Source organism: Bifidobacterium actinocoloniiforme DSM 22766, assembly GCF_001263395.1.
Taxonomy (GTDB): domain Bacteria; phylum Actinomycetota; class Actinomycetes; order Actinomycetales; family Bifidobacteriaceae; genus Bombiscardovia; species Bombiscardovia actinocoloniiformis.
The window spans coordinates 1,171,423-1,197,540 of sequence record NZ_CP011786.1; the positions used below are offsets into that span (position 1 = coordinate 1,171,423).

The following is a 26,118-nucleotide window of genomic DNA, read 5'->3' on the forward strand; positions in this document are numbered from 1 at the left end:
TCCTGCACTAAGCCGAGTCACCGTGGCCGGCGTGCATCTGATCCGTTCGCGTTTGGGCAGTCAAGAGAACAGCCCCATTGGGGGAGGCCGACCGTATCCTAAATCCAAATCAGCGAATCGAGGAGGTGGAGGAGCATCATGGAAGGCGCTCACCGGAACGGAAAGGGAAGGGTTCAGGTTGTGGGCGCCGCGATCGTGCGCGAGGGCAAGGTATTGTGCGCGCGGCGGGGATGAGGGTAGGTCTTCCACTGAATTTGGCTGGATTGCGCGAGTTTCCTGCGCGCAACCGCAGCAACACCTGCAAGAGCATCGGCAGGAAGGCCCGCCATGCCTGGGGGAAAGGACTCCCCCGCCTTCACCCATCGCGGCGGACGGCCCGGACAAGCAACCGCCGCCTTCCATGTTTGAGGACATACTGTCCGGCCTTGTTCAAGCTCGGATCAGCCCGCCGGGCGCATACGCGCCACAGCTAATTTTCGACCAGCCGGGCAGCGCCATGCATGACGCCATCAGCGAGGAGACAGCGCGAGCGACCAATTCGGCATCCCCGCCGCCTTCGTCACCGCCGAAGCCGCCTAGGCGCTCTTCCAGGACTTCAAAAAACCGCCCGAGAGCACGAAGCGCCAAAACGTCCTGCCAGAGGGTACTGGGCTGCGATGGTGGGAGACCTGGGCTTCTCTCGGGCGAAAACAAGGAACCCACTTGTCCTACGTCTTCGCCACAGTCCAGGCCACGTACCGCCCGGAAGCGCTCACGAAATTCACGCCGAACGAATTTGGCTGCATCCGCGTCGACGAGGCAAGCCGTGCAGAAGCGGGAGGACGCCGGAATCACCTGAATTCGTGTGGATGCGGGAGGGCGCAGGGGGACCGGAATGGGACGAGACGCGCTTCATCCCGCTGTTCGTGATGCGCAAGGAGGAGGCTTCCGAAAGGAAGTACTATTACCTCGGCCATGTCAACGCTATAGGGGACCCGTCCGCGGAAACGACTCCTCAAAGCGGCGACCAGGCAGCCCGGAAAGTGACTGTCACGAACCTGCATCTGGCGCAGGCCCTGGATAGACAGCTCTACCGGCACCTGACAGGGGCGGAAAGCGCATAGCCGCGCGAGCGCCTAGACTAGGGGTAAAGATTGAAGGAGGCGGTTGCGATGGCTGCACACGGTAATAGGTCCAGGAACAACGGAAGCGGGCGGGGACGCGCGGACTCGGAGAATCAGGCCGAGAGCGGCAAGCTCGCTGGCAGCGGAGCGGATACGATCGAGCAGCGGGATGGAGCGAGCCAAAGCAAGCCGGACGCAAGCGCTTCCTCGTCCCCATCCGCAGCCTCACCCGCTCCGGCAGACATGTCCGCGACCACCGGTGACGGGGGCGAGCGTAAGGGCGATGGCGAAAGCGAACCCACCGATACGGGTCAGCCAAGTTCCGAAGCCGCTGAACAACAGCCCGGCCACGAACAGGAACAAGGCAACCGAACAGCTCACGATGCCAAGAGCCAGCGGCAGGATGCGACCGGGACTCAAAAACCGCAGGGAAACCCCTTGCAATCCGGGCAGGGTCCGTCAATGGCGGAGCAGGCCGGGCACCTGGCGGGGTCAGCCATGCGCAATGTGCATGAGAACAGCCGTCATAATCCGCTGTATTTGGGTATGGCGATCGCTTTTGGGGTGGCCTCGTTGGGGGCCGCGTTCAGCACCTTCCCCATCTTCATCTCGCTGCCAGTGGCGGGTGTGCTGCTGGGCATCTCGGTTTGGCTGATGGGGCATGTAGGCGTCATCAGCCTCAAGAGCGACCAGACGCCCCGCCGCCACGGCCGTCTATTGCGCACCGCCACGATCGGCAACCTAGTGGGCGCCCAGATCGTCGTCACTGACGTGTTCCTGTTCACGCGACTGGGCAGCGTGGCGCCAGGGCAGTCCAGCATGGTCGTGGCCTGGCTGATCGCCACCGCCTTGGAGTCCTTGGGCGCGGCCATCATCGTCGCCGCCGATCTTTTCCACCGGCACTGAGTCGAGCACGCTGTGTGGGCTGTCCCATGAGATCATGGGACAGCCCACGCATATGCCCTATCCCCTGCCCAGGCCCGTCAGCGGTTCCGGTGCGGATGTCGGTGTCAGGAATATATTATTTAGTTGGCTAACTAAATAACAGCTTACGGACGGTTTCGGCACCCATGGAGGAGGCGCGGCACGTATGGCCCAACAGACCAAGCCAGCAGATAGGGACCTGGCCCGGGCCCAAGCCGGGCAGCGGCCGCAACCACGCCCAGAGAACTACTACCGACTGGTCAAACAGGCCATCAACAAGCAGAACCGGAAGCTAGACCGCTTCGTCGCCCGCTACGACCTGACCGCCAGCCAAGCCTCCATCATCGACCACCTGTCCACCTGCCCTGGCCACGCCGCCAGCCAGAGCGCCATCGAGGCCGAGTTCGACATCCAAGGCTCCACGCTGACCGTCATGCTTCAGAGGATGGAAGCCAAGGGACTGCTGGAACGCGCCGCCTCCACAGCCGACGCTCGACGCAAAACCGTGCACCTGACGCCCAAGAGCGAGCGCCTGATTCCCGCCATCAGCGCCTACATCGACCGCCAGCAGCTCCGTTTCGAGCGCGAGTTCGGCCGCGCCCGTCTGGCTGACTTCAAGAGGATGATCGCCTACATGGCCGCCAGCATCGGGCTCGACGACGACCAACCCGTCGACAAGCGCCCTCCCCTATAGGCCTCACCAGACCCTCCCCCCAGGCCCGCCTTGAGCCCAGCCCGTCAAGGCAACCCAACAAAAACAGCGGCAGCGTGCCAGCGCGAAGCGTTGGCCCGGCCGAGCCGCTCGCGCGCCCCGGCCGAAACCGGTCCTCAGCCCGCGCCCAGGTCCGCCCGCGCCGCAACCAGGACAGTATCCACTTGCATAGAAATGTAGGAAAACACCACATATGAAGACCCAACCATCCGCCCAACCCAGCCCGTCCAAGGCAACCCACCCGGCCGCCACCGACCGCATACCAGGCAAAGTCATCTGCGCCTTCACCTCCGCAGGCCTGCTCTCCTTCTCCGGCGTAATCGTGGAAACCGCCACCAACATCACCTTCCCCACCCTCATGCGCGAGTTCGGCGTATCGACCGACCAAGTGCAGTGGATGACCACCGCTTACCTGCTCGTGGTATCGATCATGGTCCCGCTCTCCGCCAGTCTCAAGGCACGATTCCGCAGCCGCTCCCTCTTTGTGACAGCCAACCTGCTCTTCATCGCCGGCCTGTGCCTGGACATCGCCGCCCAGAACTTCCCCATGCTGCTCGCCGGTCGCGTGGTCCAAGGCCTGGGCACCGGCATAGCCTTGCCGCTCATGTACAACATCATCCTGGAGCAAGTGCCCGCCCGAAAATCGGCACGATGATGGGCATGGGCACCCTGATCACCGCCATAGCCCCAGCCATCGGCCCCACGTTCGGCGGAGTGGTCATCTCCCAGCTCGGCTGGCGCTGGATCTTCATCTTCATCCTGCCTGTCCTCCTCGTCTCCCTAGTCATGGGCACCTTGAGCATCAGGCAAAAAAGCGAGCTACGGCGGGTCCGGTTCGACCTGCTTAGCCTGCTCCTGATCGCGCTCACCTTCTGCGGGCTCATTTACGGCTTCAGCTCGATGACCACCCGCCCTTTCCTGAGCCTCCAGGTAGCCGGCGCGATGGCGGCCGGCGTGGTCGCCTGCGCCGGCTTCGCCTTCCGCACGCTCAAGTCGAGCAGCCCCATCCTTGATTTGCGCATCCTCGCCAACCTCAATTTCGCCGGCTACGTTTTGGCTTTCCTCCTCTTCCAAATCGCCTCGCTCGGCCTGGCGTTCATCCTGCCCAACTACATGCAGCTGGTCAATGGCTCCTCCGCGCTTATCTCCGGCCTGGTCGTCCTGCCCGGCGCCCTGCTCGGCGCCGCCTTCGCCCCGCTGGGCGGCCGCATTCTGGACACGCTCGGCGCCAAATCCCCGCTGATGACCGGCCCTGCGCTGGCCCTGTCCTCGCTGGCGCTCTTCCTGGCTTTCGGCCGCCACCTGAGCGACGCTGGCATCTGCGGCATCTACGTGCTTTACATGGCCGGCATGGGCATGAGCTCAGGCAACATCATGACCACCGGCCTGGGCCGGCTGGACCAGCGCATGCAATCGCACGGCAACGCCCTGTTCAACACGGTCCAGCAGTTCGCGGGCGCCGTCGGCACCTCGGTATCCGCCGCACTGGTGGCTGCGGGGCAATCCGGCGCCGCCACCCAGGCCGAGGGCACCGCCGCCGGATCCACCCTCGCGTTCGGCATGTTGCTGGTCCTGCTTGCCATCCAATATCTCACGGTAATCAAAGTCACGCTCAAGCCCTTCCCCACCCCCGGCGGGCGCTGAGCCCCGAGTCCGACTTCGAAGCGATGGAGCCCTCTTCTGTGAGCTGAATCACAGTTACGGGGATCTGTTCGTTTCTGTGAGCTTTTGAATGCGACCACACCTCAAGCGCACAGCCGCTTTCGCCCTGCAGAAGCCTGGAAAATAGAGGAAAAGCGCACAAAATCGGAAGCGACAGCACATCGCATTCGATGATAGATTAAAAGCACGGGCGCGCCGTGATAGCACGTGGGCGGCCACAGTAAGGGGCACCAAGGACGGTCAACGACCAGGGCGCCAAGGGCGATGTCGCCGGCAGCCGGGGGCTCGCAGGAAGGAATACTCATATGGCAGACCAGAAGGATGACGACCTGATTGTCGTCGATGGCTCGCTCTTCGAGGAAGACGCTGAGACCAAGACCCGTGCGGCCAACAAGGTCGCCAAACACTTCGGCATCAGCGACGAAGCCCTTGAGGGTGTTGAGGAATTCAAGAAACAGCTGACCGACCACAAGGCCTGGGACTTGCCCTTCATGGGCTATGTGAACGAGGACGGCTATGGTTACGCCTACGTGACCGACCAGGCTGTCGCCCCTGGCGGCTGGGATGCGCACAAGGCGTTCGAGTCGCTTTCGCCGGACGTGCAGACCGCGTTCGCCATCCGCATGCTCTTCACCCACCGCGACGTGGACCGCTACGGTGCGAACATGTTCCTCCACTACGAGCGCGGGCTGAACGTGCGCTTCGAGATCCCAACCTCGCACTCCTACTGACGCAACGCGAGTAGCCAAGACCACCTGAACGGGGCTTGGACCAGGGCCCCCGCCGGTTTCCCATCACCGGCGGGGGCCCGCGCGTATCCGGCCGCATCCTCGAGCACGCCCGGTTATCCGGGGCGTCAGTCCCCGTAGTCGGTTCAGCGGCCCAGGCGCGAAATCAGGCCATCCAAGTCCAGTGGCTTCAGGCCGTGGGCGGCCGCCAATCCTTCAGCTCGGCTGAAACCAGCGCGCCAGTCACTGGCCCGGTGGCAATCCGAGCCCAGGCAGACGGCGATTGGCGCGCCCTGGCCGGACTTGGCGGCGACCATCCCCAGCAGGAGGGCGTAGAAGGATTCGTCGCCGTACTTGTACATGCTCTTCGTGTTGAGCTCGACGACCAGCCCTCGCTCGGCGCAGGCATCGATAATCAGTCCAATCGGCCCCGCGAACTCGTCGAAGACCGCCTGGCCTCGCAGGCTGGGACGGTAGCGGAAGGGGTAGTCCAAGTGGGTCAGGACATCCACCTGTCCGCCCAGGGTCTGCAGACCCTCCAGGACCAAATCGAAGTAGGCGGCCGCGTAATCATGGTCGCTTATGTTTTGGTGGGCCTCGACCTCAATCCAGTCGTGGCCACGGTAGGAGTGGAAACTCAGCAGGCGCAGATCGATGGCCTCCCCGCCCAGCAGGTCCTCCAACTGGTTGGGATGCTCCCGGCTGTAGCCCACCTCAGCGCCGACCACGCTCTTGAGGCCCGGATCGGCCTCCTCCTGGCGGATACGGTCCATTTGGCGCGCAATCCGCGCGAAGTCAGGGACGTCGTCACGGCCGCCATTGACCGAATTAGCCAGTTCCAGGTGCTCTGTGGTCAGCAACAAACCGGCGCTCCGGTCCACGTATGAAGCCAGCGGCTCTTCGCAGTCGAAGGAGAAGGAGGAGTGCACGTGGCAGTCAGGAAACATGGTTGCCCCCTAAGGTCGAGAGGTCAGTTGATCAGGCCACCGTACAAGACGATGAGAATGGCCGCCAGTTCGATCACGAAGAACATGGAGAGGGCCGACCAGGAGTGGGTCAGGACGTTCAGGGGCGAGTCCTTCTTGATACCGATCAGGATGGCCACGAAGACCACGGCGAAGACCGCCACGGCTAGCCCACCGGCCAGGATGCCCAAGTTGGCGGCGTTGGCTAGGACCGCCGACTGCTGGTAGACCACGTAAGTGCCATACCAAAAGTTGAATTTCAACAGGCACAGGCCGGCGATCAACTGTTCGGCAGCCAGCCCCAGCAAGAAGACGATTCGCCAGAACCAGGAGGAGGACTCGATGATCGACATCCCCAGGGCGGCGAAAGCCACCAAGGTGACCGTCCACGAGATCAGCGCGATGCCCTTCGGGTCCATCGACGACACTATGCGCAGGACCCCGGCCGTGTGGTGAATCGCCATAGTGCGGCCCACGCCATAAGGCAGGAGGATGGATAGGAGAGCCGCCAGGATGAAAGCCACCCAACGACCGGGACGGGCCCGCTTGCGCTCGATGTCCGCCAGGGAGTACTCGGAGTCGGCGATTGTGGCCTCCGGATGGGCCGATACCTTTCGCTCACTCAACCGCTGTCTCCCTTCCGCTGGCATGGTTACCCAGCTTTACCGCTCACATGAACTCCCGGTCGTCGGCGTCCCGCCACCGGAGGAGCCGACGCGCGAACACAGAATCAGGATACCCTCAACCAGGGCCCAACTGCCAGCCGCGCGAGGACCGTTGCCGACAAATCCAGCCGGCCCAGTCAATGGATCGCGCCGGACGCCCAAGCGGATTAGGACCTTGGCGGGCGAAGCGCCCTTGGACGGCTGCCGCTGGTCCTACCCCATCGTAACCCCTCACCGGGTTGGACAACTGTGCGCAGCGATGTTTGGCACCGTGCTCCACGGCCAGCGCAACCATCAAGCCATCCAGGCCCCCGCCCCGCACCCTCCCTAGGCCGGGCGCTGGCCGGCAGTCGGGATAGAATCGGTACCGATGATCACCGGATTACGAGCTTCTTGGACCACCCACGAACCAGACGCGCCCGCGTCCCGCCCGGCAGGGTCGGTCGCGGAGCGCCGGCGCACGCGCACCCAAGTCCCCTGCTGGATCGGGTGGACGCTGGCGGCGCTGGCTTGCGCCTGGATTGCCCTCTGCACGGCGGTCGGTCCCATTTACCGGGCTGACGGCTCGATAGCCGACTTCGGCCCGCCCAACTGGCTCATCCTCCTGGGCGTTTTCGCCGCATCCCTAGGCCTGGTGGCCAAGCTGGCCGCAATCGGCAGACGGCGTGGGAAAGCCAGGCAGTCGGCGCAGGCGGCCGGCGGGGCTGGCCTCTCCGGCCCGATTCCTGCGATAGGCGCGGGCCGCCAGGGTTGGCTCCACGGCCGCGCCCGCTTGGAAGCTTGGTCCGCGACATCCCCCCTCATGCGGTTGCTTGGAAGGGCCGTGACCCGCGCCACCCGAAGCTGGCGAACGATCATGCTGGTCCTGCTGCTCGGATGGGCCTGGGCGTGGATCACTTTAGTGGCGGCCTATGGCGCCGATCTGATCTCCCAATCCAGGGAGGTGACCTCCTGGCTGGCCCAGCTGAACGGGGAGAGCCTGCCCTACCGCCAAGGGTCCACGATTATGGACGTCTACCCCACGGCCCACTACCTATGGCCGACGCACCCCACCTACTTGACCGACCAGCACAACCTGCCGCTGACCCTCCTTTACGGCGGCTCGCTCGCCCTTTCCCGGCGGCTGACCGGCGCCAGCGATTTGGCCATCATCATCCTGGCTGGTCTGCAAGTGGTCTTCGCCACCTTCTGCGCCGCCGCCAGCGCCAACCGCTTCCTTCAGCCGGCCCAGGCCTGCCGACTGCCCCAGAGCAGCGGCCAGCCGGACATGAAGCCTGCTGGACCCCTGGCTCGGGTGGCAATCCTCCTGGTCCTCCTGGTTTGCCCGCTGATTGTGTTCAGCACCATCAGCTTGACCAAGTCCCCCCTGTTCGCCTGGGCCTTCCTTTGGTGGATGGGCATTGGCTATGAGCTGCGCCTGACGAGGGCCGCCGGCCAGGGACTGCGCGCCCGTTCCAAGCTGGCTCTCCTGATTGCCACCCTGGTCATGCTGGCCTCGGCCAAGTACGCGGTCTATATCGTGGCGGTCCAGCTCCTGCTCGCCCTCCTGACCGACCGCCGGCGGTGGATGACCTACCTGCTCACGCTCCTGGCCCCGCTTTTGGTCTTTGAAGCCTGCATGGGGGGCTTGTTCGCCACGGGCGCGGTGATCAAGGGGGACTCCATCGAGGGCAAGGGCATACAGCTCCAGCAGATCGCCCGTGTGGCCCAACGCGACCCCTCCGCCATCCCCGCTGCCGCGCGGGTGAATCTGGCGCCGATCATGGACCTGGACGCGGCCGGTTTCGCTTACTACCCCAACGACGCGGACCGGGTCAAGTCCTCCGGCAACAGCTCTAAGGTGGTCGTCTACCGTTGGAGGACCGTCACCGCAGGCGACATGAAAGACTTCAACCGGGCCTGGGCGCAGATCGGCCGCCAGGCTCCGACCATCTACTTGGACGCCTTCCTGGCCAAATGCTATGGCTATTTCGACCTGACCGACCACGCCTACGTGCCGATGGCTTATTACGTCAGCAATGGTTATGTCCAACAGGATTCGGCCTGGATCAAGTACTGGTGCCACGGCTGGCGGGACCGGGTGGCCTGGTTCGCCTGCGTTTGGACCTCCACGCCCATCCTAGGCTGGCCAGCTTCCGGCAATTTCTGGGTCGTGTCCAGCCTGCTCCTGCTGGCCTACGAAGCCGCTCGCGGCCGCTGGAGGGACATCCTGGGCCAGGTTCCCCTGATCCTCCTCATGGGCGTCATGATCGCCGCCCCCGCGAACAACTTCGAGCGCCACATGCTCCCCCTGGTCTTCACCCTCCCCTTCCTGGTCATCGCTGCCCGCCGCGCCCAGCCCGGTCCCTCCCATTCGCCCAGCGGTCGGTGAGGCACAGCCGCGCGAACTGCCATCCGGCCGCGCGGCAGGCAGCAGAGAACGCGAAAGGCCCGGAACCAACCGGGATTGGTTGGTTCCGGGCCTTTAAAGAGGCGCTAGCCTTACCTTACAGAGTAGCCAGGTCCAGGGGGACGCCGGGGCTCATGGTGGAGGCGATGGTGGCCTTGGTGATGTAGCGGCCCTTGACGGTGGCCGGCTTCAGGCGCTTGATCTCCTCGCTGACCGCGTGGAAGTTCTCGGCCAGAGCCTGCTCCTCGAAGGAGGACTTGCCAATCAGGAAGGACAGGTTGCCGTTCTTGTCGACGCGGAACTCAATCCTGCCGCCCTTGATCTCCTTGACGGCCTTGGCGACATCCATGGTCACGGTGCCAGTCTTGGGGTTAGGCATCAAGCCGCGGGGACCCAGGACACGGCCTAGGCGGCCGACCTTGCCCATCATGTCAGGCGTAGCCACCACGGCGTCGAAGTCCAGGTAGCCGCCAGCGACCTTGGTCACCAGCTCGTCGTCGCCGACCTCGTCGGCGCCAGCCTCAGCGGCGGCTGTGGCCTGCGGACCACGGGCGAAGACCAGGACCTTGACGGTCTTGCCGGTGCCGTTGGGCAGGTTGACCGTGCCGCGAATCAGCTGGTCGGCCTTGCGCGGGTCAACGCTCAGACGGTAGACGGCCTCGACGCTCTCGTCGAAACCATACTTCGGCATGGTCTTGATCAGCGCGATGGCCTCTTCCGGGGTGTAGAGGTTGGAGCGGTCAATCTTTTCGAGCGCCTCGCGGTACTTCTTGGAACGCTTTGTCATCTGCTTCTCCTATCAGCAGTCGCGGTGCGGGCTAGCGTGGCCCTACCGCCAAACTTTCAGTCGGTGACGGTGATGCCCATGGAACGGGCGGTGCCTTCGATGATCTTCATGCCAGCCTCGACGTCGCGCGCCGACAGGTCGGGCATCTTGGTCTCGGCGATCTCGCGCACCTGGGCCTTGGTGACCGAACCGACCTTGGTGGTCAGCGGGTTGCCAGCGCCCTTTTGCACACCGGCTGCCTTGCGGAGCAAATCCGCGGCGGGCGGGGTCTTAGTGATGAAGGTGAAGGAGCGATCCTCGAAAACGGTGATCTCGACGGGGATGACCTGACCCATCTTGTCCTTGGTCGCATCATTGTAGGCCTTGCAGAAGTCCATGATGTTGACGCCGTGAGAACCCAACGCCGGGCCCAGCGGCGGAGCCGGGTTGGCCTTGCCGGCCTCGATCTGCAGCTTGATGAGCGCAGTGACTTTCTTCTTCTTTTGAGGCATTGCTGCTTCTTCTTTCTAGGAAGCGGTCTGTCGAAAGCGCGAAGCCTTCTCCCGCAACTATTACTTTCCGGCGCCCTGGACTAAGCCCTGGTCGCCAAGCCTTATCAGTATGCCACCCGCTGGAGACGGGCGGCGTCCAATTCAGACGATCTTCTCGACCTGGTCGAAGCCCAGCTCGACCGGCGTATCGCGGCCGAAAATCGAGACCAGCACAGTGAGTTTTTGCGTAGTGGGCTCCACTTCGGAGACCGCTGCAGCCATCGTGGCGAATGGGCCCTCGGTGACGGTAACCTGATCGCCAACCTGGAAGGAGACCTCGACCGTGCGCTTCTTGGCGGCGGCGGGCTTATCGCCTGCGGCCTTGAGCGCTTCGGACGCGATCATCGGGGCCATCATCTTGACGACCTCCTTGTTCGACAGGGGCGTCGGGTCCTTGGTGGGTCCGACGAAGCCGGTCACGCCTTCGGTGTCCTTGACGATGCGGCGGGCGTTATCCTCCGGCCACATGCGAATCAGCACATAGCCAGGCACACGGACGCGGCTCACGACCTTCTTGCCCTTGTCGGTATGCTTCTCGACCTCTTCCATCGGCACCTCGACTTGGAAGATTTGGTCTTCCAGGCCGAAGGAGACGACGCGGGACTCGATGTTCGCCTTGACACGCTTCTCGTAGCCCGAGTAAGTGTGCAGGACGTACCACTTGCCTTCCAAGGTGCGCAGTTGCTTGGAGAATTCATCGACGGCCTTCTGACCGGCGTCCTCCTGCCCGGAATCAGCCTGCGCTTCCTGCCCTTCAGGCTGAGGGGTTTGCGGGTTCTGACCGTCAGCCGCTTCAGCGGCCTCATTGGCGGCTTGGTGGACTTGCTCTTGCTCAGGCGCATCGGCCGATTGAACGGCTTCGCCTTCGGCCTGGTCTGGCCCCTCGACGGAGTCGGCCTGGCTGGCGTTCTCTTGCGGAGTGGGCGCGCCCTGCTCGGTCGCCGGGGTTGCGTTTGCGGCGAGGGCTTCAAACCCCTGAGCCTCATTCATCGCATCCGCCATTTGATCATCACTCATGTAAAGAGCCACCTTTTCGCAAATCTACAAGTCTGTATGAATCAGCCGAAGACCAGCATGACCAGCTTGCCCAGGCCGAAATCGAGAACCGTCACGAAGACCATCAGGAAGAGGACGAAGATGAACACGGCCACGGACCAGCCGAGAAGCTCCTTGCCGGTCGGCGCCACCACCTTGCGAATCTCGTCAATCACCTGCTTGATGAACATGCCGATACGCTTGAAGATATTGGGCCTCTTCTGTTCAGAAGCCTGAGCCTTCTTAGCCATATCCATCCTTCGCTTGTTCCTGGAACCAACCATTGGCAGGGAAGGCGGGACTCGAACCCACAACCTACGGTTTTGGAGACCGTTGCGCTACCAATTGCGCCACTTCCCTAAGGAGATATTTGCCCATCCTACCCGGCCGGGTGGATACCGTTGGGCAGGGCGAGGTAAACCGCCAAGTTTCTACTGTAGCCCAAGCCTCCGATTCCGTCCACCCGCGCCGCCCGGTAGTGTCGCGCCCAGAGCGAACGTATGAATTCCCCCACTGATTCTCCGCCGGGCCCCAACCCAGCCGTGACCGGCAAAACGCAGGCGGCCGGGGCTACGGGTCACAGGAGGACCAGGTCATCCCGGTGAACGAAAGGATGGGCGTATTGCCGACCGTAGCGGCGGGACAATTCACTGGTCGTACGGCCCATCAGGTGTACCGCCTCCTCCGCGTCGTAGGCCGAAACCCCTTTGGCCAAGGGGCGACCGGACTCGTCACGAATCCAAACCGGGTCTCCGGCGGAGAACTCCCCCTCCACCCCAGTCACGCCTGCGGGCAAAAGACTGGCTCGACCGCCGTGGACCGCCCGTGCGGCACCGGCATCAGCCTGGTAGGAACCGCGCGGGGCCGAAGCGAATTTAATCCACAGGCGGCGCGCGCTCCCCCGGTGCTTGACCGGGGCGAACACGGTACCCACAGGGTCGCCGAAGAGGGCCGGACCAGCCAGGCTGGCCTTGGTCATCAGGACCGGGATGCCGGAGACCGCGCCAATGCGTGCCGCCTCCAGCTTGGTGGTCATGCCTCCGGTGCCCAGGCCTGAGGTGGAGCCTTCCGCGTCAATCGACTCCATCGTTTGGACCACATCGGGCACGAACGCGACCTTCCTGGCCCCCGAGCGAGAAGGCGGCTCGGTGTACAGGGCGTCCACATCGGTCAGGAGGACCAGGGCATCGGCGCGCACGATGTTCGCCACCAGCGCGGAGAGGCGGTCATTGTCGCCGAAACGAATCTCGTTCGAGGCCAGTGCGTCGTTCTCGTTGACAATCGCCACGACGCCCAGGTCCAGCAAGCGGCCCAGGGTACGGCGCGCGTTGCGATATTGGGTGGCTTGGCGGGTGTCTTGGGCCGTCAGGAGGATTTGGCCCACCTTGAGCCCGTAAGACGCGAAAGCGGTTTCGTAATGGGCCATCAGCACGCCCTGGCCCACGGAGGCCGTTGCTTGCTGGGTCGCCAGGTCGTCGGGGCGCTCGGAGAAGCCCAGGGAGCCGAAACCGGCCGCTATGGCGCCGGAGGAGACCAGGACCAGCCGCGCCCCTTGGAGACAGACCCGGGCCAGGGCGCCGACCAGGGCCTGCAAACGCTCCGGGCGTAGATGGCCACTGGGCGAAGTCAGCGAGGAGGAGCCGACCTTGACCACTAGGGTGCGCGCCTGGGCCACAGCCCTGCGCACCGCCTCCTCATCCATCTTGGTCATGACGCCCTTCCCGAAGCCCCTACCGCGCCCACGGCCGACCCGAGGCGGCCAACCCGTCAGCCTGCCGCACCCTTCGGTCGCGTTAGCCGACCGCAGCGCACCGCCGCCCTACTCCTGGCTGTCCTCGTCATCGTCGTGATTCAGGGCCTTGCCAATCAAGCCATGTTCATCCCGAGGGTCGTCATCCACAGCTGGGTCGGCCCAATGCCCAGCCTTGCGCTCGGCCGCCATGGCCTGACGCACCGCCTGGCGGGCGTCCATCATCCGGTGGTATTCAGCCCGTCGCTCGGTGTTCGTGCGCCGACGCGCGCGGGGGTCAGCCTCCTCCAGACGCAAGTCCTTGCCCCGGGAGGCCATCGGCGCCCCATCGAGCATCTCCGCCCCTGCGGCGACGGTCGGATCCCAGTAGAAAGCCACCTGATCGCGGCCCAGGCCTATGCGCACCTCGTCGCCTGCCCGGGCGCCCGCCTTGCGCAGGGAGTCCTCCACACCCAGCTTGGCCAGGCGGTCTGCTAAGTAGCCCACTGCCTCATCGTTGTCGAAATTGGTCTGGCGCACCCAGCGCACAGGCTTGTCGCCCGTGACGACGAACCAGTGGTCACCATCCTTGCTCTGCTTGCGCTCCACCTGGAATTCGCCGGAAAGGTCGTCACGGCGGTTCCTACGGGCCTCCAGGGGACGAATCACGACCCGTTCATCCTGGGCCTTCGATTCGGCCGCGATCTGGGCGCGCAGGCCGTTCACCAGTTCGGCCAGGCTGAAGCCCAGCGCCTTGAGCCCGTCGTGGGAGGCTGTGGAGACGATGAAGACCTGGTGGCCCATTCGCTCAAACTCGGGACGGACGAATTCCGCCAGTTCCCGGGCCTCGGGCACGTCCGCCTTGTTCAGCACGATCACCCGGGGGCGATCGGCGATTGGGATGGCTCCCAGGGGCAGGTCCAGCTTGTCCGCGTACAGGGCCAACTCGCGCTCAATCGCGTGGTAGTCGCTGATTGGGTCGCGACCCGGCTCCAGCGTGGCGCAGTCGATCACGTGGGCCACCACTTCGGTGCGCTCGATGTGGCGCAGGAACTCCAAGCCCAGGCCCTTACCCTGGGAGGCGCCGGGAATCAGCCCGGGCACATCGGCTATCGTAAAGCGGTCGTCCCCGGCCTGCACTACGCCCAAGTTCGGCACCAGGGTAGTGAAGGGGTAGTCGGCGATCTTGGGTTTGGCTGAACTCATGGCCGCGATCAGCGAGGACTTGCCGGAGGAGGGGAAGCCCACCAGGGCTACGTCCGCTATGGACTTGAGCTCCAGCATCACGTCCCGCTCTTCGCCCGGCTCGCCCAGGAGCGCAAAACCCGGGGCCCGACGGGTCTTGTTCGCCAGGGAGCGGTTGCCCAGCCCCCCGGTCCCGCCCTGAGCCACGACGAAACGGTCACCGGGCCGGTTCAGATCAGCCAGCCAGCGCCCCCGCCGCTTGGATTCGCCTTCCTGGCCCTCGGCCGTGAACACGACCGTGCCCACCGGCACCGGCAGGACCAAATCGGCGCCCTTGCTGCCGTCCTTGTCGCCGCCCAGGCCCATAGTTCCCGCTCCGGCGGAACGGTGGGGCAGGTAGCGGTAGTCCAGGAGGCTGCTGGCATTGGAGTCGGCGACCAGAATCACCGAGCCGCCATCCCCGCCATCCCCGCCATCGGGACCGGCCAAGGGCTTGTACTTCTCCCGACGGATTGAAGACGCGCCGTTGCCGCCGTCCCCGCCTGCGACGTGAACGGTCACGCGATCGACGAATGCGCTCATAGGGGCCTGCTCTCTCCCGCCGCCTCATCGGGCTGGCACGGGGTTACTACGAAAAAAGCCGCGTCCAATCGGGGCGCGGCTATAAAAGGTTCGTTCCGGGCTATTCGCTCACTCCGAGACGACGTCGACGACCTTGCGGTCCCGGCGCACGCCGAACTTGACGCTGCCGTCAGTCAGCGCGAACAGGGTGTGGTCCTTGCCCAGGCCCACGTTCTTGCCGGGGTGGAACTTGGTGCCGCGCTGGCGAACCAAGATGTTGCCCGCGACAACCGCTTCGCCGCCGAATTTCTTAACGCCCAGGTATTGCGCGTTGGAATCACGACCGTTGCGCGAACTCGACGCGCCCTTCTTGTGTGCCATGTCTTGTCCTTTCCCGAATCAACGACTCTGCCGACGCGCTCAGGCGATGGCGGTGATCTTCACCGCGCTCAGCTGCTGACGGTGACCCTTCCGACGTGCCACGCCGGTCTTGTTCTTGAACTTCTGAATACGAATCTTCGGGCCCTTGAGCTCGTCGTCCACGACCTCGCCCTTGGCGGAGACCTTGGCCAGGTCCTTGGCCGCCAGTGTCACCTTGGCGCCGTCCACGACGAGCGCGACCGGGAACTCGACCGCCTCGCCCTTCTTGGCCGCCAGACGGTTGACCTTAATCACGTCACCGACCTGGACCTTCTCCTGATGGCCGCCGGCCTTAACAATCGCGTACATAGCCCTACCTTTTGTCTGCTTCTAAGCTGCCGCGCCTGAAACCCGGACCCGCCAGGAGGCGGAGCGAACCAGACACCAGCTAATCAGTATATAAGCAGGCGCGCCACCTCGTCAAATGGCAGCGCGCCGACGAAACACGCCCAGTCTATGCCTCCTCGGAGACATCGCCTTGGGAGTCATCGAAACCGGTCGAGGCCCCGTCTTCGGGGGGACCCACGGGAATCGGGAGCCGAGAGCCCTGGCCAGACTCGCGCTCGCCCTCCTCGCCCGCGCCCTCATCCTGGCCCTCGGAGGCCTTTTCGGCGGCCGCAGCGATCTGCGCCAACTTGGCCTTCACGTCGGGCGAGGAGCCTTTGGGCGCCGAGGACTCCTTGACGACCTTGGACCCGTGGCCGTGCTTGTTGGTCTTAACGAACGGGTCGCCGCCCTTGACCGCGTAAGGATCGTCGTACTTGCCGGAGATCGTCGGCTGGTCATGCAGGAGGAAGCCGCGTCCGCCGCAGGTGGGGCACTCCTCGGAGAAGGCCTCAACCAGGCCCTGCCCCACGCGTTTGCGGGTCATCTGCACCAGGCCCAGCGAGGTGACCTCGGCCACCTGGTGCTTGGTCCGGTCGCGCGCCAGGCACTCCACCAGCCGGCGCAGCACCAGGTCGCGGTTAGCGGGCAGGACCATGTCCACGAAGTCGATCATGACCATGCCGCCGATGTCGCGCAGGCGCAGCTGGCGGGCGATCTCCTCGGCCGCCTCCAGGTTGCAGCGGGTCACCGTCTCCTCAAGCGACTTGCCCTTGCCGATAAAGCGGCCGGTGTTCACGTCGATCGTGGTCATCGCCTCGGTGCGGTCAATGACCAGCGAGCCGCCGGAGGGCAGGTAGACCTGCCGCTCCATGCCCTTGCGCAGCTGGCTGTCGATCTGCCACTTGTCGAACACGTCCTTGCCCTTGTGGTCCTCCGGGTCCCAGCGCTCAAGCTTGTCCTTCAGGTCAGGCGCCATCGTGTCCAGGTAGCGCTCGATGTGCTCGTAGACGCGTTCGCCCTGCACGATCAACTGGTTGAAGTCGTCGTTGAAGATGTCCCTGACCACGCGGATGGCCACGTCCGGCTCGCCTTGCAGGAGCTTGGGACGCTTGCCATGCCAGAACTCCTGGCGCTTGGCTTCGATGTCCTCCCACTGCCGCTTGAGGTTCTCCAGGTCCTTCTCGATGGCCTCCTCGGAAGCGCCCTCGGCGGCGGTGCGGATGATCACGCCCATGTCTTTGGGGGCGATTTTCGACACGATGGACTTCAGCCTCGTACGCTCCTTGTCGGGCAGCTTGCGCGAGACGCCAGTCATGCCGCCGGAGGGCACGAGCACCAGGAAGCGCCCAGCGAGCGTCACCTGGGAGGTCAGGCGAGCGCCCTTGTGTCCGATTGGGTCCTTGGTCACCTGCACCAGCACCGGGTCGCCGGACTTGAAGGCCAGCTCGATGCGGCGGGGCTGCCCCTCCAGGCGGGTGGCGTCCCAGTTGACCTCGCCGGCGTAGAGCACACCGTTGCGGGCCTGGCCTATGTCTACGAACGCGGCCTCCATGCTCGGCAGCACGTTCTGCACGCGGCCCAGGTAGATATTGCCCACGGAGGAGACTTCGTCGATGTCGGAGACGTAGTGCTCCACCAGGATTCCGTCTTCAATCACCGAAATCTGGGTATGGTGCTCCTTCTCCCGCACCACCATCAGCCGGTTCACGTCCTCGCGCCTGGCCAGGAAGTCCTGCTCGATCAGCTGCGTCTGCCGGCTGCGCTCACGCCGGTTGTCGCGCCGGCGCTGCTTCTTGGCTTCAAGACGGGTGGAGCCCTCGATGTCGGTGATCTCGTCCACGTACTGCTGGCGACGGGAGCGGCGGCTGGTCTCCTCCTCGGATTCCTTGGAGCCCCGGCGACGACGGCGACGGCGGGTCAGCCCAACCTCCTCCTCGTCGTCCTCGCTCTTGCGCTTGCGGCGGCGCGAATCGCGTTCGGAGCGCTCGACCCTCTCGGAGCCGGACTCCTCCTCGTCCTCAATCTCGGACCGGCTCCTGCGGCGGCGGGTGACGGGCTTGGATTCCTCCTCGTCGTCCTCGCCGTCGTCGTCTATGAAGCGAATGTCGTCGTCGCGCAGGTCTTGCTCAATCTGCCCCACCTCGTCGGCGGCGCGGCGCTCCTCGGCGTTGAGCCTGCGGGACCTGCGGCGGCGGGGCTCTTCCTGGCTCTCGCTGTCCTCGCGCTCATCCCCCTGGTCGCGTTGGTCATCGTCCTCGCGCTCGGCGACGCGGCGGATGCTGGTGCGTCCCTTGCGGCTGCGGGACCTGCGCGAGGGGCTCCTGCCCGAGGAGCCAGCCTCTTCGTCGTCCTCGTCGGCGCCTGCCGCGTCCTCGGCCGGAGCGGCCGGGCGGGCGGGGATGATGGGCTCCTGGAAGAGCAGTGAAGTCATAGGCTTGGCGTGCTTGGCGGACGACTGGGCCCTGGTGGACCGGGAGCCCCTGGACCCCTTACTGGTCTTGGTCTCCTGGCTTTCGGCGCCCTGAGCGCTCCCGCGTCCGCGCTCGACCTCCTGGGCCTTGCGTGAGCCCCGGCCGGAGCCCTCCTCCTGGCTCTGGACGCCTTCGGTTTCGGCCTGGCTGGTGGTATCTCCGGCACGATGACGGGCGCTGACCCGACGGGTCCTGCTGGGGCGGGGCTCTTCGCCGCCTTGGTTGGCGGCCTCGCCCTCGCCCTGGCTGGAGGCGGCGGACCGGCTGCGACGGCTGGTGGCGCTGCGGCGGCGGGTCCGGGGCTCTTCGGCCTCATCCTCGCCCTGGCGGCGGCCCTGGTTAGCGCTGGCCTGCTCGTCAGGCTCGTCGTGTTCGTCGACCCGGCTGGCCCGGCGGGTCCTGCTGCGGCCGCTCGCGCTGCCGGCAGAGCTGGACTGGCTCCTGGCGCTGGCCCGGCGGCGGCTGGCGCGTTCGGGCGCGGCTTCGCTGGAGGCCGATTCGTCCTCACGTGCAGCGGCGGAGGCGTCGGTGGACTGGTCGGCGCTGTCGGCGGCCCGGCGCGTCCTGCGGCGGGTCCGCTCCCGCTCTTCGGCTTCCACCTGCACTGGCACCGGCGCGTCGGCAGCCCCAGCCCCCCTCACCACTCGGCGTCCTCCCCTGCGGCGGCGCGCGGGCGCGGCTTCGGGGTTCTGCTGGGTTTCTTTCTGCTCGCTACGGTCTAAGTTCTGGGAGGACTCGCTCTGCACGGGGTCCTCATGCGTATTATTCGGCACAATGCTCCTTGCGACGCGCTGCACCGGGTCGCGCTCACGGCGGCGGCGAACTCTCACACCGCGCTCTCACCGCGGCCGCGCACTGTGCGCATCGCCTGGACGCCTTCAAAAAGTCTTCCGGGACGTAAGCGGACACCGTCGCCTGCATTCGCACGAAGCAATCCATGCAAGGGGATCAACGCCTACGCTTCACAGTGGCCGTACAGAGCCACCACTCCTCTAGTATGGCACACTTCCCCTATATCCGCTCCGCATTCCCCAACTCATCCCAACCCTATTCGTCATGTGCCCGCCCATCCGCCCCCCCCCCTTATACGCTCATCGCGCGAGCCACCCCGCCTCTCCGGCAAGCTCGCCCCCGGCCGAGGCCTGTGTACGAAGCCCTTTCTCCCGTTTACTGCTCTTGTCGGGTTGTTTGGCTGCTATACTAGGCAATCAGTGAAGGGGTTTTGTGCGTTCGGATCGGTTGGGGAGCCGGATTCGCTGTGCTCCGCCCCGCAATCAACACAGATGAGTAAAACACGGGCCGGGCGTCGCGTCGCGCCACCAGGGCCTGTTTTGGAGGGGTGATGAGTCGTTTCCGCGCCGCCAGCGCCGCATTCGCGGCCCTGGCCATGATCCTCCTGGGGGGGGGGGTAATTCGACGGCCCGTCCCGCCCACGCTGAACCCAACCACCTGACCCGATCGGGAGCCCCCGCCTCGCAGACCGTGGACGGCTTCACCCTGTCCCCCACCAAAGGCCCCGCCAACCAAGACGCCATGGCCACGCTGACACCGCCAGCCCCGCCAACCAACGTGCGCTTCACCCGAATCAGCGCAGGCTACGATCACAGCTTGGCGATCGGCTCGGACGGCAACACCTACGCCTGGGGATACAACAACGAAGGCGAACTGGGCGACGGCACCAACACCCAGCGCAGCCTGCCCGTGCGGGTGAACACGCCAACCGGCGTGACCTTCACCCAAATCAACGCAGGAAAATATCACAGCCTAGCGATCGGCTCCGACGGCAACACCTACGCATGGGGAGACAACGGCTCCGGCGAACTGGGCGACGACTCCAAGATTAACCGCAGCACACCCGTACCCGTGCACGCGCCATCCGGCGTGACCTTCACCCAAATCAGCGCAGGCGGCGCTCACAGCCTGGCCATCGGCTCCGACGGTAACACGTACGCGTGGGGAGACAACAGTTTCGGTCAGATGGGCACCGGCACCAGCAGCAGCACCCTGCCCAAGCGCGTGAGCGCGCCAGCCGGCGTGACCTTCACCCAAATCAACGCAGGCTGGAATCACAGCCTAGCCATCGGCTCGAACCGTAACACCTACGCATGGGGAGCCAACTGGTACTACCAGCTGGGCGACGACTCCAAGATTAACCGCAGCACACCCGTACCCGTGCACGCGCCATCCGGCGTGACCTTCACCCAAATCAGCGCAGGCTGGGGGCACAGCATGGCCATCGGATCGGACAACTACACCTATGCATGGGGTTACAACAATGAAGGCGAACTGGGCGACGGCACCCCCAACCTACGCAGCACGCCCGTGCGCGTGAGCACGCCAGCCGGCGTGCGCTTCACCCGAATCAGCGCAGGCTACTGGCACAGCCTGGCCATCGGCTCAGACGGCAACACCTACACATACGGCAGCGCTTACGCATGGGGAAATAACAGCGAAGGCGAGCTGGGCCATGGCACCGGCGGCAACCAACACACGCCCGCACCGGTGAGCACGCCCTCCAGTGGCAACCCCACGAACACCTGGAAAACCATCAGCGCAGGCAACAGTCACAGCCTGGCCCTCGACTCGGACGGCCACGCCTACGCATGGGGATACAACCGGTTCGGTCAGCTAGGCGACGGCACCACCAACGACCACAGCAAGCCCGCGCCGGTGCTCACGCCCCGGTATGTGATCGACGGCGTCGCCTTCGGCGGGGCAAGCGTCACCAGTAAGACCGTCAACGCCACCACCGGCGCCTGGGACATGCACGTGCCCCAACACACCCCGGGCGCCGTCGACGTGACCGTCGCCTACCATCTCGACGGCCTCGACGTGAACGGCAACATCGCCAACCCCAGATACCAGTCCGGCACGGTCACCCTGCGTTACACGTACGCCACCCCGTACACCGTCAGCTTCCAACTGGGCGGGGCGCCGGGAACCCCGCCCGCCAGCCAGTACTCGTACCCGGACGACCCGCAGCCCATCAACTGGCCGGTCCCCGACCCGGTTTGGGCGGGCCACTGGTTCGACGGGTGGGCCAAACCCGACGGCAGCCCCTGGGACTTCACCCAACCCGTCAGAAACGACCTGACCCTGACCGCCACATGGAGGACCCCACGGTTCACCATGACCCCCACCCGGGGCCCGGACACCGGCGGAGCCGCCATCCACGTCACACCCCCCAACCCGCCCGACGACGGCATCACCTACATGCAGGTTAGCGCCGGCTATACGCACAGTCTCGCCATCGGCACCGACGGCAACGCCTACAGCTGGGGCGACAACCAACACGGTCAGCTGGGCGACGGCACCACCGCCAACCGCAACCTGCCCGTGCGCGTGCACGCCCCCAACGGCGCACGCTTCACCAGCGTCAGCGCCGGCAACGGCTTCAGCCTCGCCATCAGCAGCGACGGCCGCCTCTACAGCTGGGGATCCAACAGCAACGGCCAACTCGGCGACGGCGCCGCCACCGACCGCGCCACGCCCGTCCCCGTCAACCCCGCCGCCGACGGCACCGCCACCTGGAAAACCATCAGCGCCGGCTACTACCACAGCCTCGCCCTCAGCAGCGACGGGCACGCCTACAGCTGGGGAAGCAACGCCAACGGCCAACTCGGCAACGGCGGCACCGACGCCAACCCCCACACCACGCCCTCCCGCGTCACCGACCCAAGCGGCACCACCACCTGGACCAGCGTCAGCGCAGGCGGCTACCACAGCCTCGCCATCAGCGGCGACGGCCACGCCTACAGCTGGGGAGCGAACCAGTACGGCCAACTCGGCAGCGGCACCAACCCCCACACCACGCCCGCGCCCGTCAGCGACCCGGCCGGCAAACCCAACACCACCTGGACCAGCGTCAGCGCAGGCCAGTACCACAGCCTCGCCATCAGCGGCGACGGCCACGCCTACAGCTGGGGAAGCAACAATAACGGTCGGCTCGGTGACAACACCACCACTGACCGTACTACGCCCACACCGGTCTCCGACCCGACAGGCAAACCCAACACCACCTGGACCAGCGTCAGCGCAGGCGGCGCCCACAGCCTCGCCATCAGCGGTGACCACCACGCCTACAGCTGGGGATGGAACACCTACGGACAACTCGGCAACGGCAGCAGCGACTCCAACCCCCACACCACGCCCGCGCCAGTCAGCGACCCGGCAGGCAAACCCAACACCACCTGGACCAGCGTCAGCGCAGGCGGCGCCCACAGCCTCGCCATCAGCGGTGACCACCACGCCTACAGCTGGGGATGGAACGCCTACGGTCAACTTGGCGACGGCGCCACCACCAACCGCGGCACACTCGCGCCCGTCCACGCACCCGCCATCACCGTCACCGGCGTCACACTCGACCAAACCAACGCCCCCGACCCCACCTGGAACACCACCAACAACACCTGGGACATCACAACCCCACCCCACCCCGAAGGACAAGCCACCGCCACCATCCACTGGACCCTAGGCGGCTCCCCCCAAACCGACTACCCCCTCACCTACGAGTACTACGACATCCGCACCCTGCCCAAAGCCGGCGGCACCCCCGCCCACCAGCTCGCGGGAGCCACCCTCCTCGCCCTCACCACACTCGCCGCACTCACCTTCACCGGCCACCAACTCGCCACCAAACACCACCACACCAACCAACCCACGACCACAACCACCAGCAGCAAATAACCAAGCAACCCCAACACGCAACAGGCCCGGCAGCCGCACCAAGCTGCCGGGCCATCCCATACCCCAACCCACTACGATTACCCCCCGGTCACCAACCCCATACCTCCTGGGCTAATCAGCGGCGGCGAGGCGCGGCGAAAGCTCGCGGAGCCCCAACCCGCCCCATCAGCGCCTAAATACCCCTCTGCGTCACCCAAGCATGCATGGCCACCGCAGCCGCCGCCCCGGCGTTAATGGACCGCACGGAGCCGAATTGCGAAATGTAAACCACATCATCCGCCAACTCCACAGCGGTTTGCGTGAGCCCAGGCCCTTCGGCCCCAAAAAGCATAAGGCAGCGCTCAGGAAAGTCATAGGTCTCAATCGGCACCGCGCCGGGAATGATGTCGAGCGCGACAACGCGAGCGTCGGCCGCCGCTTGGGCCGCCCGTTCCAGGCGGTCGCGTTCGGCGTCGCTGCGGGCGACGAGGGCCTGAGCGCGCATGTCCCGGGCCTCCTGAGCAAGCTCACGCCTCCACCCGCTGACAAGTTCCTGGATGCTCGGATGGTGGTCCACGTGCTGGTAGAGCTCGGTCATGAGCGCGCCCTTGCGGTTCCATTTGTGGGGGCCGACGATGTGGACGCGGCGGGCGCCGAAGGCGTTCGCGGAGCGGACCATGGAACCGATGTTGAAGTCGTGGGTCCAGTTTTCGACGGCCACCTCGAAACCATGACGGCCACGGGCGTCCAGGTCGGCGCGGATGGCTTCGACCTTCCAGTAGCGGTAGCGGTCGAGCACGTTGCGCCGGTCGCCTTGGTCGAGCAGCTCCGGGTCGAACTCAGCGCCTTCCGGCCTGGGTTGGTCCGGGTGCTCCTGGTTCCAAGGGCCCAGGCCTACCCGCCGGAACACTGGTTCGCCCGACTCCATAGCGGCCTTGGTGACCGGATTAGGCTCCCTCACCGCTCGCTCTCCTCGGCGGGCCGGAAGAGCCGCTCGTCGAAGGCGCAGACGAAAGGCAGGGCCCGCCTGCTGGCATCCACTGGATCCACCAGCTCCAGTTCCGTTCTCAGGGCTTGCCCGGCCTGGAGTTCAGCGGTCCGGCCCGCCCCGCTGCCGACTTTGCTGGTCTCACCCACTCCTCCGACCAGCGAGGCTATGGCGACCAGCTCGGCTCCCTGCCTGCTGACGATGCCGCAGTCCAGGCTGAGCTCGTTGCCGTGGCGGAGGGTGACCAGGGAGGAGGTCTGCACGTACGATTTCTCACTCAGCCAGGCGTCCAGCAAGATGACCCGCTTGCCCGCGATTGAAGGGCCTTTGATTGAAGGGTAAACGAAGTCCATCACGAAGGCGTCCAGGTCTTGCCCCCGCGAGGCGGCGGCGTGGAGCATGGCGTCAGCGAAGGGCACCGCGGCCGCAGTCAGCGCTCCAACGGCGTCGAAGTCGTTGGTCGAATACCCGGCATCCTCCAACGTGTCAAGCAGGACGTGCCCAGCCAGTTCCGCGCCTTCATGGTCGAAGGCCACCCCAGCTAGCTCGGTAAAGGCCCGTCCATCAATCTCCCGGCTCAGGAGCGCGCGGAGCTGCTCCCGGGAATCCACCAGTCCGAGCGCGTCATCGCCCGGATAGTCCGCGACACCCCCGGCTCCAGTCAGCCGAAATCCTGCGCGCCCGCTGCCCGTCTCCTCGTCCAAAGCATCCATACCGCCACCCTATCGCACCACCCGAATCTCCCTGCCCCCGCCTACGCGCCTGAACCACGCTCCTCGGCAACTTGAGCGATTGGCCGGTGGACCCCCGAAGGCTCAGCAGACTGGTCAGAACACCAGAGGCGACTGTTCGTTGGGGTCAGCGACGGCTTGGGTCTCGGGAGCGGTGAGTTCCCGGATGTCGGCTTTTCCCGGGTCGATCATGTCCACAGGGGCGATGATCGTGGCGGGGTCCACGTTCTGCAGCTTGCGTGCGGTGGGCAGGACGCGCGACTCCAAGGTGCCGGCGAACTGGTTGTAAGCCTTGACCGTGCGGGATATGGATGCGCCCAGGGCGCTGGCACGCTCCCCCAGCTTGGCGAAGCGGCCGTAGAGCTCGCGGGTCAAGGTGAACAGGCGCTTGGCGTCGTCGGTCAATGACTGCTGCTGCCAGGCGTACGCCACCGACTTAAGCACGGCCCACAGGGTCACCGGCGACGTCAGAGCGACCTTCTGGGCGAAAGCGTCGTCCATCAGGGCGGGGTCGGCCTCCAAGGCAGCTTGCAGGAGGGACTCGCTGGGGATGAACGCCACCACGAAGTCGGGCGCTGTCTCGAAGGCGTTCCAATACTGCTTGTCGGCCAGGGCTTTCACATGGTCGCGCAGGGCCTTGGCGTGGGCTTTCAGGAGTTCGTTCTTGCGGGCGAGCTCCTCGTCCGAGGCGGTGTCGGGGATCTCGCAGGCGCGCTGGTAGTCCGAGAAAGGCGCCTTGGCGTCAATCGGGATGGTCTTGCCGCCGGGCAGGTGGACCACCATGTCGGGCCGCAGCACCTTGCCGTCCGCCGCCGTGACGACCACCTGGGTGTCGAAGTCCACGTGCTCCAGGAGCCCCGCCGACTCCACGATGTTCTTCAGCTGGGCCTCGCCCCAAGCGCCGCGCACCTTGTTGTTGCGCAGGGCCGAAGCCAGTGAGCTCGTCTCCTTGTCAAGCCGCCCCTGCTGCTCGCCCAGGGACTTGAGCTGCTGGCCCAGAGCGCCCATCTCCTGCTTGCGCCCCTCCTCGATCTGGCTGACTTTCTGCTGGAGGGCGTCCAAGTTCTTCTGCACCGGAGCCAGGGCGGAGAGGACCCTGCTCTGCTCCTGCAAGGCCTTGGCCTGCTCCTGGCGTTTCTGCTCCTGAAGGGCCTGGGCCCGCTCGCGCTCATGAGCCAGGCGGACCTGCTCGGCCTGCTGAGCTTGGGCCAGCTCCGATTTGACGAATGCCAACTGCTCGTTAGCGCCTTCGAACCGCGCCCGGTACTGGGCCACCAGCTCCTGGGACTGGGACAGCTGCTCGCGCAGGTCGGCCAGCTGCTCATCGGCGTCCTCGCCAACCCTGCCCTGGGCCACGCGAAGGGCGTCCCGCCCCTGGGTCTTGCCCAGGATATAGCCGATATAGCCGCCTGCGGCCAGGGAGAGCGCTATGGCTATAATCAGCACAATCATCGAAGTAAGGTCGAACATATGTTCTAGCCAACCATAAGCATTGGACGCGGGAGCGCAATTCGCACGTTCCGCAAGGAATCAGGCGAATC

19 protein-coding genes, 1 tRNA gene and 2 pseudogenes are annotated in these 26,118 nt (G+C 65.4%); 7 read left to right on the forward strand and 15 right to left on the reverse strand.

Annotation, left to right across the window (positions count from 1 at the left end):
- The first annotated feature begins 656 nt into the window (after window positions 1-656).
- From AB656_RS08195 to AB656_RS04870, 5 genes and pseudogenes are all read left to right on the forward strand, one after another.
- Window positions 657-1,103, forward strand: a complete 447-nt coding sequence (locus tag AB656_RS08195) for a DUF3427 domain-containing protein (protein ID WP_414630295.1) — start codon at window positions 657-659, stop codon at window positions 1,101-1,103.
- Window positions 1,104-1,151: 48 nt separating this feature from the next.
- Window positions 1,152-2,009 carry an ICP22 family protein gene (locus AB656_RS04855; protein ID WP_033503698.1) on the forward strand — a complete coding sequence of 286 codons (858 nt, stop codon included), beginning with the start codon at window positions 1,152-1,154 and terminating at the stop codon, window positions 2,007-2,009.
- 184 nt (window positions 2,010-2,193) lie between these two features.
- Entirely contained in the window at window positions 2,194-2,721 is a 528-nt protein-coding gene (locus tag AB656_RS04860; protein ID WP_051905366.1) for a MarR family winged helix-turn-helix transcriptional regulator, read from the forward strand.
- A gap of 376 nt (window positions 2,722-3,097) precedes the next feature.
- Window positions 3,098-4,383, forward strand: a pseudogene (locus AB656_RS04865) (MFS transporter).
- 323 nt (window positions 4,384-4,706) lie between these two features.
- The gene (locus AB656_RS04870) at window positions 4,707-5,132 is read left to right on the forward strand and encodes a hypothetical protein (RefSeq protein WP_033503699.1); all 426 of its coding nucleotides are present in this window, start codon (window positions 4,707-4,709) and stop codon (window positions 5,130-5,132) included.
- 143 nt (window positions 5,133-5,275) lie between these two features.
- On the opposite strand, the gene AB656_RS04875 is transcribed toward AB656_RS04870, so the two are convergent.
- Both AB656_RS04875 and AB656_RS04880 read right to left on the reverse strand, forming a co-directional pair.
- Window positions 5,276-6,076, reverse strand: coding sequence for a PHP domain-containing protein (locus AB656_RS04875; protein ID WP_033503700.1), 801 nt, complete (start codon window positions 6,074-6,076; stop codon window positions 5,276-5,278).
- 23 nt (window positions 6,077-6,099) lie between these two features.
- Window positions 6,100-6,720, reverse strand: coding sequence for a hypothetical protein (locus AB656_RS04880; RefSeq protein ID WP_193786714.1), 621 nt, complete (start codon window positions 6,718-6,720; stop codon window positions 6,100-6,102).
- 409 nt (window positions 6,721-7,129) lie between these two features.
- Between AB656_RS04880 and AB656_RS07845 the strand changes: the two genes are divergently transcribed.
- Window positions 7,130-9,130, forward strand: a complete 2,001-nt coding sequence (locus AB656_RS07845) for a DUF6020 family protein (RefSeq protein ID WP_051905368.1) — start codon at window positions 7,130-7,132, stop codon at window positions 9,128-9,130.
- Between the two features lie 115 nt (window positions 9,131-9,245).
- On the opposite strand, the gene rplA is transcribed toward AB656_RS07845, so the two are convergent.
- The 10 genes and pseudogenes from rplA to AB656_RS04935 all read right to left on the reverse strand — a co-directional run bounded on the left by rplA (window position 9,246) and on the right by AB656_RS04935 (window position 18,966).
- A complete protein-coding gene (rplA, locus tag AB656_RS04890; protein ID WP_033503701.1) occupies window positions 9,246-9,935 on the reverse strand; it encodes a 50S ribosomal protein L1 in 690 nt (229 codons plus the stop codon).
- Window positions 9,936-9,991: 56 nt separating this feature from the next.
- On the reverse strand, window positions 9,992-10,426 hold the full coding sequence (rplK, locus tag AB656_RS04895; RefSeq protein ID WP_033503702.1) for a 50S ribosomal protein L11: 435 nt from the start codon (window positions 10,424-10,426) through the stop codon (window positions 9,992-9,994).
- A gap of 141 nt (window positions 10,427-10,567) precedes the next feature.
- Window positions 10,568-11,188: pseudogene (gene nusG, locus AB656_RS04900) on the reverse strand (transcription termination/antitermination protein NusG); the annotation flags it as partial.
- Between the two features lie 335 nt (window positions 11,189-11,523).
- Window positions 11,524-11,751: a preprotein translocase subunit SecE gene (gene secE / locus AB656_RS04905; RefSeq protein WP_033503703.1), complete on the reverse strand. Its 228-nt coding sequence runs from the start codon at window positions 11,749-11,751 to the stop codon at window positions 11,524-11,526.
- Between the two features lie 33 nt (window positions 11,752-11,784).
- Window positions 11,785-11,860 (reverse strand) — tRNA-Trp (locus AB656_RS04910).
- Between the two features lie 217 nt (window positions 11,861-12,077).
- Window positions 12,078-13,211, reverse strand: a complete 1,134-nt coding sequence (proB, locus tag AB656_RS04915; RefSeq protein ID WP_033503704.1) for a glutamate 5-kinase — start codon at window positions 13,209-13,211, stop codon at window positions 12,078-12,080.
- A 108-nt stretch (window positions 13,212-13,319) separates the two neighbouring features.
- Entirely contained in the window at window positions 13,320-14,996 is a 1,677-nt protein-coding gene (obgE, locus tag AB656_RS04920; RefSeq protein ID WP_033503705.1) for a GTPase ObgE, read from the reverse strand.
- Between the two features lie 108 nt (window positions 14,997-15,104).
- A complete protein-coding gene (gene rpmA, locus AB656_RS04925; protein ID WP_033503706.1) occupies window positions 15,105-15,356 on the reverse strand; it encodes a 50S ribosomal protein L27 in 252 nt (83 codons plus the stop codon).
- A gap of 39 nt (window positions 15,357-15,395) precedes the next feature.
- Window positions 15,396-15,704, reverse strand: coding sequence for a 50S ribosomal protein L21 (gene rplU, locus AB656_RS04930; RefSeq protein ID WP_033503707.1), 309 nt, complete (start codon window positions 15,702-15,704; stop codon window positions 15,396-15,398).
- Window positions 15,705-15,849: 145 nt separating this feature from the next.
- On the reverse strand, window positions 15,850-18,966 hold the full coding sequence (locus tag AB656_RS04935) for an Rne/Rng family ribonuclease (protein WP_414630296.1): 3,117 nt from the start codon (window positions 18,964-18,966) through the stop codon (window positions 15,850-15,852).
- A gap of 760 nt (window positions 18,967-19,726) precedes the next feature.
- On the opposite strand from AB656_RS04935, the gene AB656_RS04940 reads away from it, so the two are divergent.
- A complete protein-coding gene (locus AB656_RS04940) occupies window positions 19,727-22,879 on the forward strand; it encodes an RCC1 domain-containing protein (protein ID WP_158336163.1) in 3,153 nt (1,050 codons plus the stop codon).
- Between the two features lie 172 nt (window positions 22,880-23,051).
- Here AB656_RS04940 and AB656_RS04945 read toward each other — a convergent pair whose 3' ends face one another.
- The 3 genes from AB656_RS04945 to AB656_RS04955 form a co-directional block, all read right to left on the reverse strand.
- Complete coding sequence (locus AB656_RS04945) at window positions 23,052-23,819, reverse strand: TrmH family RNA methyltransferase (RefSeq protein WP_033504983.1); 768 nt, start codon at window positions 23,817-23,819, stop codon at window positions 23,052-23,054.
- Window positions 23,816-24,559: a type I phosphoribosyltransferase gene (locus AB656_RS04950; RefSeq protein WP_236681853.1), complete on the reverse strand. Its 744-nt coding sequence runs from the start codon at window positions 24,557-24,559 to the stop codon at window positions 23,816-23,818. The genes AB656_RS04945 and AB656_RS04950 overlap by 4 nt, the downstream gene beginning before the upstream one ends.
- Before the next feature lie 114 nt (window positions 24,560-24,673).
- Entirely contained in the window at window positions 24,674-26,047 is a 1,374-nt protein-coding gene (locus AB656_RS04955) for a DNA recombination protein RmuC (RefSeq protein WP_033504984.1), read from the reverse strand.
- Window positions 26,048-26,118 lie beyond the last annotated feature (71 nt).